At 54.0% G+C, this 11,899-nt stretch carries 10 protein-coding genes; 3 read left to right on the forward strand and 7 right to left on the reverse strand.

The features are described from left to right. Position 1 precedes the first annotated feature (1 nt). The 5 genes from phnE to ACOT0L_RS22525 form a co-directional block, all read right to left on the reverse strand. Complete coding sequence (phnE, locus tag ACOT0L_RS22505; RefSeq protein ID WP_022646785.1) at positions 2 to 781, reverse strand: phosphonate ABC transporter, permease protein PhnE; 780 nt, start codon at positions 779 to 781, stop codon at positions 2 to 4. A gap of 50 nt (positions 782 to 831) precedes the next feature. Further along, positions 832 to 1,848, reverse strand: a complete 1,017-nt coding sequence (gene phnD / locus ACOT0L_RS22510) for a phosphonate ABC transporter substrate-binding protein (RefSeq protein WP_022646786.1) — start codon at positions 1,846 to 1,848, stop codon at positions 832 to 834. 23 nt (positions 1,849 to 1,871) lie between these two features. After that, positions 1,872 to 2,660, reverse strand: coding sequence for a phosphonate ABC transporter ATP-binding protein (gene phnC, locus ACOT0L_RS22515; RefSeq protein WP_003860210.1), 789 nt, complete (start codon positions 2,658 to 2,660; stop codon positions 1,872 to 1,874). Positions 2,661 to 2,833: 173 nt separating this feature from the next. Beyond that, the gene (gene yjdN, locus ACOT0L_RS22520; protein ID WP_022646788.1) at positions 2,834 to 3,265 is read right to left on the reverse strand and encodes a VOC family metalloprotein YjdN; all 432 of its coding nucleotides are present in this window, start codon (positions 3,263 to 3,265) and stop codon (positions 2,834 to 2,836) included. A gap of 80 nt (positions 3,266 to 3,345) precedes the next feature. Beyond that, positions 3,346 to 3,681 (reverse strand): zinc ribbon domain-containing protein YjdM, encoded by a 336-nt coding sequence (locus ACOT0L_RS22525; protein ID WP_126504378.1) that lies wholly within the window; start codon positions 3,679 to 3,681, stop codon positions 3,346 to 3,348. Positions 3,682 to 4,272: 591 nt separating this feature from the next. Here ACOT0L_RS22525 and crfC point away from each other — a divergent pair. Both crfC and ACOT0L_RS22535 read left to right on the forward strand, forming a co-directional pair. Next, positions 4,273 to 6,627: a clamp-binding protein CrfC gene (crfC, locus tag ACOT0L_RS22530; RefSeq protein ID WP_023305280.1), complete on the forward strand. Its 2,355-nt coding sequence runs from the start codon at positions 4,273 to 4,275 to the stop codon at positions 6,625 to 6,627. Continuing rightward, the gene (locus ACOT0L_RS22535; RefSeq protein WP_022646791.1) at positions 6,624 to 7,502 is read left to right on the forward strand and encodes a diguanylate cyclase regulator RdcB family protein; all 879 of its coding nucleotides are present in this window, start codon (positions 6,624 to 6,626) and stop codon (positions 7,500 to 7,502) included. The genes crfC and ACOT0L_RS22535 overlap by 4 nt, the downstream gene beginning before the upstream one ends. 33 nt (positions 7,503 to 7,535) lie before the next feature. Here the strand turns inward: ACOT0L_RS22535 and kdgT are convergent, their stop codons facing one another. Further along, positions 7,536 to 8,528, reverse strand: coding sequence for a 2-keto-3-deoxygluconate transporter (gene kdgT, locus ACOT0L_RS22540; protein ID WP_022646792.1), 993 nt, complete (start codon positions 8,526 to 8,528; stop codon positions 7,536 to 7,538). Positions 8,529 to 9,174: 646 nt separating this feature from the next. Between kdgT and proP the strand changes: the two genes are divergently transcribed. Continuing rightward, positions 9,175 to 10,677, forward strand: coding sequence for a glycine betaine/L-proline transporter ProP (proP, locus tag ACOT0L_RS22545; RefSeq protein ID WP_022646793.1), 1,503 nt, complete (start codon positions 9,175 to 9,177; stop codon positions 10,675 to 10,677). A gap of 32 nt (positions 10,678 to 10,709) precedes the next feature. On the opposite strand, the gene ACOT0L_RS22550 is transcribed toward proP, so the two are convergent. After that, a complete protein-coding gene (locus tag ACOT0L_RS22550) occupies positions 10,710 to 11,663 on the reverse strand; it encodes a nickel/cobalt transporter (RefSeq protein ID WP_126504380.1) in 954 nt (317 codons plus the stop codon). Positions 11,664 to 11,899: the final 236 nt, after the last annotated feature.

Raw genomic sequence — 11,899 nt, forward strand, 5'->3', positions numbered from 1 at the left:
CTCAGATGAAGTGCTTACGCAAGCGTTGAGAGAGGAAATCCAGCAGACTGACGGTGACGATGATGAGCACCATCAATGCGCAGGTTTGCTGGAACTGGAAACCGCGAATCGCTTCCCACAGGGTGACGCCAATACCGCCTGCGCCCACCATGCCGACCACGGTGGCGGAGCGAACGTTGGACTCGAAGCGGTATAGCGAATAGGAGATGAGCAGCGGCATGACCTGCGGCAGGACGCCGTAGAGGATCTCTTCGATTTTGTTCGCGCCGGTTGCGCGGATGCCTTCCACCGGGCCGGGCTCGATGGCTTCAACCGCTTCGGAGAGCAGCTTGGAGAGTACGCCGGTGGTGTGGATGAACAGCGCCATCACGCCAGCGAACGGACCCAGGCCGACGGCGACCACGAACAGCATCGCAAAGACCATTTCGTTGATGGCGCGACAGGCGTCCATCAGGCGACGCATCGGCTGGTAGATCCACCACGGCACGATGTTTTCGGCGCTCATCAGGCCAAACGGAATGGAGAGGATCACGGCGAGGGCGGTGCCCCAGACGGCGATTTGCAGGGTGGTGGCCATTTCACTGAGGTAGTCCTGCCACTGGCTGAAGTCCGGCGGGAAGAAGTCGGCGGCGAAGGTCGCCATGTTGCCCGAGTCCCTGAAGAGCAGCAGCGGATCCATCTCCGCGCCCTTCCAGGAGATAACGAGCACCGCCAGCAGAACGGCCCAGCTTATGAGCGAGAACCAGCTGCGCTTTGGCGGCGGGAGGGTGATGGTTTGCATGTTGGCTCCTTAATCTGTTCTCCCTCTCCCTGTGGGAGAGGGGACTTGAGTTACTGCACCGCTTTATTCACGCTGGTCATCGCCCCGAGCGCGGCGGTCAGGCGGTCGAGATCGTCCAGCTGCGCCTGAATTTCCGACACTTTGCTGGTTTTCTCTTCTTCCTTCAGACCTTTGTTGTCCTTCACGCCCTGCATCTGTTTAAACAGCGCCAGCTGGCGAATCGGCACCAGCTGCAAATCGCTGGACGCGCGGAACGGTGCCCAGCCCAGGTGCGCCAGCACCGCTTTCTCTTCCGGCGTTTTGCCGTAGTTCATAAAGAAGTCGTAGACCTTGTCTTTGGTGCTTTCGGAGAGGTTTTTACGCCACACAATCGGGTCGCCCGGGATCAATGGCGATTTCCAGATCACCTTCAGCGCTTTCAGCTTGTCCGGCGCGGAGGTCTTCAGCTTGTCGAGGTTTTCAGTGTTGTTGGTGGCAACGTCTACCTGCTTGTTCGCTACGGCCAGGGCGTTGGTTTCGTGGCTGGCGTTGACCGTGCGCTTGAAGTCGCTGGCGGAGATGTTGTTTTTCGCGAAGACGTAGTAACCCGGGACGAGGAAGCCGGACGTAGAATTCGGGTCGCCGTTACCAAAGGTCAGCTCTTTGCGTTTGGCGAGCATATCGTTGAGGTTGTTGATCGGGCTGTCTTTGTTAACGATCAGCACGCTCCAGTAGCCCGGGGAGCCGTCTGCTGCAACGGTCTGGGCAAAGACCTGGCCGTTGGCGCGATCTACCGCTTCCATGGCAGAGAGGTTGCCGTACCAGGCGATGTCGACTTTGTTGAAGCGCATTCCCTGGATAATGCCCGCGTAGTCCGGGGCGAAGAAGGCGTTCACTTTGATCCCCAGTTTGGTTTCCATATCTTTCAGGAACGGTTCCCACTGCGGCTTCAGGTTTTGCTGTGATTCCGTTGAAATGATGCCAAAGTTCAACGCTTTTTCCTGTTCCTCTGCCCAGGCCGGGCTTAACAGGGTGCTGATGCTGAACATGCTGGTGAAGGCCAGCGCGGCAACGGCTTTGTAGTTCATTTCCATTCCTCGTTATCGGGGCGTTAAGCAGCCTGCGCGCGTTCTTCGACGCGGTTTACGCTGCGGTAGAGATGATCAAAACGTTCGTTATCAAACTGATGGCTGGCGCCATCGAAGAACACGTGGCCCTGACGCAGGGCGACGATGCGCTCGCAGTAGCGCAGGGCGTAATCCACCTGATGCAGCGTCACCACCACGGTGATGCCGTCGTTCTGGTTGATGTCGCGCAGGGTTTCCATCACGATGCGGGCCGATTCCGGATCCAGCGAGGCGATAGGCTCATCGGCCAGAATGATTTTGGCTTTCTGCATCAGGGCGCGGGCGATGGCGACGCGCTGCTGCTGTCCGCCGGAGAGCGTTGAGACGCGCTGGTGGGCAAAATGCGCCATGCCGACGCGGGTCAGCGCCTGTAAGGCTTCTTGTTTCTGGGAAGGGGAGAACCAGCGCAGGCAGGTGCGCCAGAACGGGGTGCTGCCGAGCGCGCCAATCAGCACGTTCTCGAGCACCGTCAGGCGGTTCACCAGGTTGAACTGCTGAAAGATATAGCCCGTCTGCGCGCGGCTTTTGCGAATATCGCTCGCCAGACGCCCCGCATGTTGCACGGTGTTACCCAGCAGCTCGACGCGGCTTTCCGGCGTTTTGTCACAGGTAATGAGGCCGCTTAAGTGACGAAGAAGGGTGGATTTTCCTGAACCGGATGGCCCCAGCAGCGCCACCATTTCGCCCTGCTGGACGGTCAGATCAACGGCATGCAGCGCCTTGTTGTGATGGAAGGTTTTGCTCAGTTTCTCGACGCGAATGACAGTTTGCATGTGCTGGGCCTCACGATAAATGTGGCCTCATGCTGGCGCATCAATATGACATTCAGGTTAAGTGTTGGTTGCGGGAGTTTGAAGAGTTGAGGGGGATTTGATGACAATCACCGTAGGCCCGGCCAGCGCAGCGCCACCGGACGCTGTTGCCGGATGCGCTGCGCTTATCCAGCCTACGATTTAACGACGTTAATCATCCACGGCACGCCGTATTTGTCGGTCACAGTGCCGAATCCGTGCGCCCAGAAGGTCTCCTGCCAGGCCATTTCAATATTGCCGCCATCGGCGAGGTTGTCGAACCAGCGCTTGCCTTCCGACACATCCTGGGTGTCGAGCACCAGTGTGAAACCCGCGTATTGCGCGCTGCTGCCAGGCGGTATCCCGTCGCTCATCATAATGTCGCTGCCCGCGATGCGGACGTTAGAGTGGGCGATGGCGGTATCCGGGAAGTTCATGCCGGACGGACAGCCTTCTTCGCTGTTTTCGTCTTTAGGCATTTCGCCGAAGGTGATTTTGTAGAGGAGTTCTGCGCCGACGGCCTGCTGATAGAAGGCGGTGGCCTCCGCACAGTTGCCGGCGAAAGAGATGTAGGGACTTAACGGCATAATCTTTACCTCACGTAAGAAAAGCCCGTTAAGTGTAGTTCCCGAACGCCCGGTAAGCGAAGCGTCACCGGGCGGGTCAATCAGTTCTTTTTCACGAACTCAGATTTCAGTTTCATCGGACCGAAGCCGTCAATTTTGCAATCGATATTATGATCGCCTTCAACAAGACGGATGTTTTTCACTTTGGTACCAATCTTCAGCATGGAAGAACTGCCTTTTACCTTCAGATCTTTCACAACGGTAACGCTGTCGCCGTCTGACAGCAGGTTGCCGTTCGCGTCTTTCACAATCAGCGTATCGCTGTCCTGCGCAGGCTCCGCATCGTTCCATTCATGGGCGCATTCCGGGCAAACGAACACGCCATTGTCTTCATAGGTGTATTCAGAATTGCATTTCGGGCAGTGTGGAAGTTGCATGTTGGTATCCTCAAAAGTGTTAACACGCTGGAAAACGCCAGCTAAATGACGGCAGTGTGCCGAAAAAGGCAGCGAGTATAACGCAAATCCCCACTTTTGTCGGTGATATTGTTTTAGAAAAATAGCGCAAAAATGCGTAAAAGATGACACGAACTGTCAGTGAATTAAGGGAAGCTTATGCCCTGCACGGCAGTGATCGTTATGATGATAAATATATCGAATATTTTATTACAGCAAATTGCTACGCTGTGCCATTTCGGATAAGGTGAAGGAACAAGCCGTTATTTATCTATCCTTTCTGATGCTATACATCTTTTGGTGTCAGGGAATACCTCTCTTTTTTGGTGGGTAAATAACGATGATATCTCCTGATGTTTCCTGAAAATGCGTTTTGTCTATTTACTTTTGGTCTTCTGACCAGAGGGATGTTTTACACGTATTAGAAGGGTGAGATTTAAATTCTCATTATCTTCAGTTACTTGTATTAAATGAACATGTTTTCCATACGTGATCATATAAGCCTGAACAGTATAATTAAAAAAACGTGGCTTAATAAAAGTAATAAATTTGCGTTAAGGGAAGGCTTTTATCATGCACACACAGACCATATTTGAATTAAGCCAGGAAGCCGAACGTTTGTTACAGCTGGCTCTGAACAATCTTGATTCATTAAAATCAATGCCGATTGCAAAGCTGGATAGCACAGCCGCTGCCATGAGCGGCGTTAATAACAACGTTTTGCCATTACATTTTAGCGCGCGGGGTGTCGACGCTCAGCAGGCGTTGCTGAATAACGAATTACGCAAAATAACCCGCCTCGAAATGGTGCTGGCGATTGTGGGTACCATGAAAGCGGGAAAATCGACCACCATTAATGCGATTGTGGGCACGGAAGTGCTGCCGAACCGCAATCGTCCGATGACGGCGCTGCCCACGCTGATCCGCCATACGCCGGGCCAGAAGGAGCCGGTGCTGCATTTTTTGCACGTTGCGCCCATTGATACCCTGATTTCCCAGTTGCAGACGAAATTGTGCGATAAAGATCGCGGCAAGCTGGCGCGGCGTCTGGAAATCGACAAGGACATGAATACGCTGCTGGAGCGCATCGAAAGAGGTGAGGCGTTCGGAAAACATCACCTGGGCGCGGAGCCCATCTTTCATTGTCTGAAAAGCCTGAACGATCTGGTGCGGCTTTCTCAGGCGCTGGGCGTGGAGTTTCCTTTTTCTGAGTACGCCGCGATTGAACATATTCCGGTGATTGAGGTGGAATTTGTGCACCTCGCCGGTCTGGATGCGCACCTGGGGCAACTGACGCTGCTCGACACGCCGGGGCCGAACGAGGCCGGTCAGCCGCACCTGCAAAAAATGCTCAGCGAGCAGCTGGCGCGCGCCTCCGCCGTGCTGGCGGTGATGGATTATACCCAGCTTAAATCCATTTCTGATGCTGAGGTTCGTCAGGCAATTTCGGCGGCGGGGAAATCCGTGCCGCTTTACGCCCTGGTCAATAAATTCGATCAGAAAGATCGTAACAGCGACGATGAAGAGCAGGTACGGGCGATGATTTCCGGCACGCTGATGAAAGGGAATATTTCTCCGGGACAAATTTACCCGGTCTCTTCCATGTGGGCCTACCTGGCAAACCGCGCCCGCTATGAGATGAACACCCATGGGCGGCTTCCCGATCATCAGGATCAGCGTTGGGTGCAGGATTTTGCCGAGGCCGCGCTGGGCCGCCGCTGGCGTACGGCCGATCTCGACGATAGTGACCATATTCGCCATGCGGCGGATCTGCTGTGGGAGGATTCGCTGTTCGAACAGCCCATCCGCAAGCTGATTTACGCGGCTTACGCCAACGCCTCGCTGTTCGCCCTGCGGTCGGCATCGCATAAGCTGCTGAACTATGCGCAAAATGCCAGAGAATACCTGGATTTTCGCCATCAGGGACTGACGGTCGCCTTTGATGAGCTGGAGCGGAATATTAAGCGCCTGGAAGAGGACATGGCGATGCTGCGTCAGCGGCAGAGCGTAGTGAGCGATGAGGTCCAGCATGAAGTTGAAGAGGCGCTCAACGCAGCGGATACATTTCTGCTTAGTCAGAAAGGTGAACTTCACCAGGCGCTGGACGACATGTTTAGCCGCCCGTTAATTCTTGATTTAGCCGGGCGCGAGCCATCCAGCATGCGTACAGACGACACGGATGAGCACCAGCAGCTGGTGCTTGACGATGAAGGGCAGGCACAGATTGTCCTGAGCAAGATCCGATCGTCATGCGAGCAGATTTTGCTGAATGCGCAGAGCAGAATTAGCCGGGAGCTGGCGTTACGCTTCGATCAGCTGGAGTCTACGCTCGCCCGATCGTTGAATGAGGCGATGCGCCCCATCGAGATGCAAATTAAGGAACAGCTCAGTCATGCCGGCTTTCGGGCGCGGATTAGCTTTCCGGCGTTTCAGGCAAACCAGCTTAACTTCAATACGCGCGGCTTATTTAATGATGCCATTGTGCAGGACACCCCTCCCGCCAGTCAGCCTGCAGGGGCGGGCAGCGTACGTAATACCGTCTCGCGCTGGCTCAATCATCCCGGCTGGGGCTGGGAAGCGTATGTGGAGACGCGCACCCGATATGTCATCGATATCGCTCAGCTTCATGGCAAATTTACGCAGCATACCGATCAGTTTTGCGATCAAATACGTAAAGCTTTGGCCGCGCAGGTCGATGTCTCTGTTACGGCAGGTATGGCAACGTTCTTTGCAGAGTTTTCGTTGTGCCTGACCGGGTTACAGGAAAGCTTGCGTGATAGCCTTGCCGTGCGGCAGCAGAATGAGCATTCAACCCGGGCGCTTAGCCAGTTGTTGAAGCAAAGTATGACCACAGCGGCGTGGATTCAGGAAGATACCCGACTGTTACGCGATGATATTCAAACCTTATTCGCGGCAGAGCAACCATGACAACACAGCTACTGGACGGTCCCGGGCGGACGCTGGAGTGTATTCATCCAAAATTTATGGTCGATTTGGTCCAGGGGGCGGATGCTGCTCGTCACACCCTCCTGGGGCCACAGCAACTGCAATTTCGTGAGCGTTTGACGCAGGAGATCGTTACGCAGACCCGGTTGCGGCCATGGGCAATGGCGGGAATGCTCAACGAAAATGCAGCACTGCGGCTGGGTCTGGCGGAGAAACTGGCCGGTATGCTCGACCCCGGACACCTGGCGCTGACCCGCATGTCCGACAAGCTGGTAGCCCTGCGCCAGCAGGTTAATCCACGCCTCCCTCAACCTTCCGGATTGTTGCAACAGTACGAGGCGCTCTCCGCACATTTCAACCAGCGTGCCGCCTATAAAGAGAAAGCGCTCGCGCAGCGCGGCCTTACGGTTCAGGCGGGTGAGCACAGCGAGCAAATTTTTACCCGCTGGCGAGCCGGGCAGTATGACGGCTGGTCGCTGGCTGGCCGCTGCTTTATCGTGCTGGAAGAGTTGCGCTGGGGCGCGTTTGGCGATGCCTGTCGTCTGGCGAATAGTGATGTGGCGGCCATGCTGAAAGATAACCTGCGCAGCATGGCCGCAAACTATCTGGCACAGGGGATTAACGCTTCTCCCACCACCCGGCATTTTTACCATCAGTGGCTGACGACGCCCGCTTCTCCTGGTCTGATGGATTATAAAGATATGCTTGGCTGGCTGGGGGACTGGTGTCAGGCGGATAAACATCCGGTGAGCTGGTCAGTGACGCAGAGCTGGCAAACGGTCGCGCTGGGTATGCCGAGACTCTGTTCGGCAAAACGGCTGGTGGATGGCATGGTGGAAGAGATATTTAGTGCGTGATTGCCCCCTCTTTTTAAGGAGGGGGCGAACGGCTTAGTGGTGCATTTCTACCGCTTTCGGCTCTGCCTGGGTCTCCGGAACCTGTCCAAAACGTCTGGCGTACAGCGCCGTGATGATCGGGACCAGAATCGCCGTCACAATCACGCTGGCGGCAACCAGGGCCGTGGCGGAAGCCGCCACCGGTTCAAAGGCCGGGTTAATCTGGGCGATAATCACCGGGTTAGCTACCGCAGCGCCTGCGGCCGACGAGGCGGCCACACCTGCGGTTCCGTTACCGCCCCCAATGACGCGGTCTGCAATAATTAGCGGGATACCCGTGATGACGATGACGGCAACACCCAGCACAATACCCAGCAGGCCGGTTTCCAGAATCACGTTCAGATTGATGGTATTGCCCAACGCGAAGCCGAAGAACGGGATCAGTACCGGGGTGGCTTTGCTGAAGAAATCGCGCAGATCGTGATCGAGGTTGCCTAGCGCAAAACCAATCAGGAACGGCAGGATCGCCCCGACAAAATGGTGGGGTTCAAAGGAGGCAAGGCCGGCAGAACCCAGAATCAGCATGGTCATCAGCGGACCCGACTCCAGGGACATCAGCACGAACGCGCCTGATTCTTCTTTGGTGCCATATTGATTCATCAGGCTGGCATAGAGACCGCCGTTGGTCATATCCATTGCTGAAACAATGGCCAGAACGGATAATCCGGCGAAGAATCCGGTCTGTATGCCATTCTCCGGAATGAACATCGCGCAGATCATGGCAACGACCCAGGCGACCGCAATTTTAGTAATGACCAGCGTCCCTGATTTACGTAATACCGTACCAGTTGCACGTAAATTAATAGATGCGCCGATGCAAAAGAACCAGACTGCCAGAATCGGCACCGTTCCGGTGATCATACCTTTTGTAAAACCGCCAAAATAAGCACCGGTATTCGGGGCCAGCGTATTTAATATCGCGCCAAGTACCAGCGGGACCAGCATCATCCCGCCCGGGATGCGTTCTATTGTTGCTTTAATCTTCATCATTAACCCTCACATCTCGCCCGCGTGGCTGGCGGAAATCTCAAAAAATAGATCAACAAATTCAAATGATTGCCTTTTTTGAAGACCAATCGATTCGTTACTTATGCTGTAAAGCGAAATTCAGGTGCTTAGCATTCCTTCATTTGAAAGCCGCTGGGATATTGTGTTCGGGTTTATCATGCGATCTTTGGAATTGCGATTCAATGAAAATAAAACACTGTTTTAGTTATCTGCGTCACATATTGAATGTAAACAGGAATGCCCGCTGTTAATAATTAAATTTTGTGTAAATTCGATGTGAAGAAATGTGATTGTTTTTTGTTTTAAGAGGAATAATAACGGGTGTTAAGATGTGCTTGATAAAGGGGGTGAGAATGACCTTATTTATCGTGAATTGACAAAACCTGAAGCCAACTTACGAACCGGAAAAATATATGTGAAGTTGATCACATATATAAACGCTGGTAGGGTAAAAAGGTCTTTAACTGCCCAGACAGGCGTCAACAGGTTCGGTTGTATTGAGGTAAAACGTCAATGTAAGTAAACCTGCTACGCTTGAATAAGGAGATTCGCATGGAGCGGATCTCTGGTTCACAGCTTGCAAATGCGCTGTGAAACGGACGGGGCTGAGTCTACGAGGAAAGCTATGCTTAGAAGGAAAAAAGTAAAACCCATCACGCTGCGCGATGTCACCATTATTGATGATGCGAAACTGCGCAAAGCGATTACGGCGGCCTCGCTCGGTAATGCGATGGAGTGGTTCGATTTTGGTGTCTACGGCTTTGTTGCCTATGCGCTTGGTAAAGTGTTCTTCCCCGGTGCCGATCCCAGCTTGCAGATGATTGCCGCGCTGGGTACGTTCTCTGTTCCCTTCCTTATTCGCCCTCTCGGTGGCCTGTTCTTCGGCATGCTGGGTGATAAATATGGTCGCCAGAAGATCCTGGCCATTACTATTGTCATCATGTCGATAAGTACATTCTGTATCGGCCTTATTCCGTCCTATGCGACCATTGGTATATGGGCGCCGATCCTGCTGTTGATCTGTAAGATGGCGCAGGGCTTCTCCGTTGGCGGCGAATATACCGGTGCATCGATTTTTGTCGCCGAGTATTCTCCGGACCGAAAACGCGGCTTTATGGGCAGCTGGCTCGACTTTGGTTCGATTGCCGGGTTTGTCATGGGCGCGGGAGTTGTGGTTCTGATTTCAACCGTAGTGGGTGAAGAGAACTTCCTCGACTGGGGCTGGCGTATTCCGTTCTTCCTGGCGCTGCCGCTTGGCATCATCGGTCTTTACCTGCGTCACGCCCTGGAAGAGACGCCTGCGTTCCAGCAGCACGTTGAAAAGCTGGAGCAGGGCGACCGTGAAGGGTTGCAGGATGGCCCAAAAGTGTCGTTCAAGGAGATTGCGACCAAACACTGGCGCAGCCTGCTGACCTGTATCGGTCTGGTGATTTCCACCAACGTGACCTATTACATGCTGCTGACCTACATGCCGAGCTATCTGTCGCATAACCTGCACTACTCGGAAGACCACGGTGTGCTGATTATTATCGCCATCATGGTAGGCATGCTGTTCGTGCAGCCGATTATGGGTCTGCTGAGCGACCGCTTTGGCCGTAAGCCATTCATTATTCTCGGTAGCGTCGCGCTGTTCGCGCTGGCAATCCCGGCCTTTATTCTGATTAACAGCAATGTGCTGGGGCTGATTTTCGCCGGTCTGCTGATGCTGGCGGTGATCCTCAACTGCTTTATCGGGGTGATGGCTTCTACGCTACCGGCAATGTTCCCGACGCATATTCGCTACAGTGCGCTGGCGGCAGCCTTTAATATCTCCGTTCTGATTGCGGGCCTGACGCCGACGCTTGCTGCTTCACTGGTGGAGAGCACGCAGAACCTGATGATGCCTGCTTACTATCTGATGGTTATTGCGGTGATTGGCCTGATTACCGGTATTACTATGAAGGAGACGGCGAACCGTCCACTGAAAGGGGCAACGCCTGCGGCGTCCGATATTCAGGAAGCGAAGGAGATCCTGCGCGAGCACTACGATAACGTAGAGCAGAAGATTGAAGATATTGACGCAGAGATTGAAGAGCTTCAGAAAAAACGTTCTCGCCTGGTTGACCAGCATCCGCGAATTAACGAGTGATAAAAAACCCGCCGCTGGCGGGTTTTCTTTTATTAGCATCCTGCGGCGATATAGTCGCCGCTGACGCTGACGGGGATCACCGTCAGGAAGAGGATAGTTGCGAACAGTATCAGAACAACTCCTCCGGCTATTTTGACCATCGGCATTACCCAGTTCAGGGAAGTGCCGCCACTAAACCAGGCTACTGTGCGTTCACGCGCGTAACGTACTGCCAGCGACAGCCCCATAATCGACAGCGCCGTGCCCAGCGACATTGTCATCACAGCAGTAATTCCCCAGCTAATAATGCCGAGCGCATTCGAGAACATCAGGATCATAATTGCTCCGCTGCACGGGCGTGCGCCAATGGCCAGCACCACGCCCAGACGGGTTTTCCAGTCGCTTTTAGCCAGATCCACCCCTACGCCGTGATGGCCGCAGCCACAGTGTTCATTATGCTGATGATGCGGCTTGATGGCGCTAATCGCCATTTTGCGCGGACGCAGGCTGCTGAGCGCCTGATAAATGATAAACGCACCGAAGGCGGCAATCAGTAAGGCGCTGATTTTCTCGACGTACCAACGGCTGGTACTGATATCTCCTGACGCGAGGTTCAATCCAACCGCCAGGATAAACACAAAGAGGATCGCGCTGACGCCCTGCATCAGGCTACCGATAAACGGTACGACGCGCGCCGCGAGCTGGCTCTCTTTATTGGTGCTGAGATACGTGGCGACGATAAATTTGCCGTGTCCTGGTCCAACGGCATGGAGTACACCATAAAGAAACGCACCGGTTAACAACCACAGCCCACCGCTGTACTGATGATTATTAAGTTGCAGCAAATACATTACCAGATAACGGTGCAGTGTGATCTGAGCGGCGAGGCACCACTGAATAAAAGCATTCCAGTGCGTATGCAGTGCGAAACCTGCTATAAGTAACACCAGCACGGCGAGCCCGGCGGTTGGGATACGCCAGTCACGTTGAAGTCGTTGTGTCGTCATCAGGTTGGTCTGCGAGAGGAATATTTGCCGCTAGTATAGTGTTCAATTAGCGGGATCGCACCGGGATCGTCAATGGATTGTGGATAACTCTGTGCGTAAAAGGGTATAAGGCGGGGTTTTGCTGGGGAATACAGCAGTCAGTCATTTTTTTGCAACTTTTCTGTTGCGGTCGCTCGGGAACTCCCTATAATGCGCCTCCATCGACACGGCGGATGTGAATCACTTCACAGACAACC

The sequence above is a fragment of the Enterobacter cloacae complex sp. XAL002 genome (genome assembly GCF_049236805.1).
GTDB lineage: Bacteria > Pseudomonadota > Gammaproteobacteria > Enterobacterales > Enterobacteriaceae > Enterobacter > Enterobacter intestinihominis.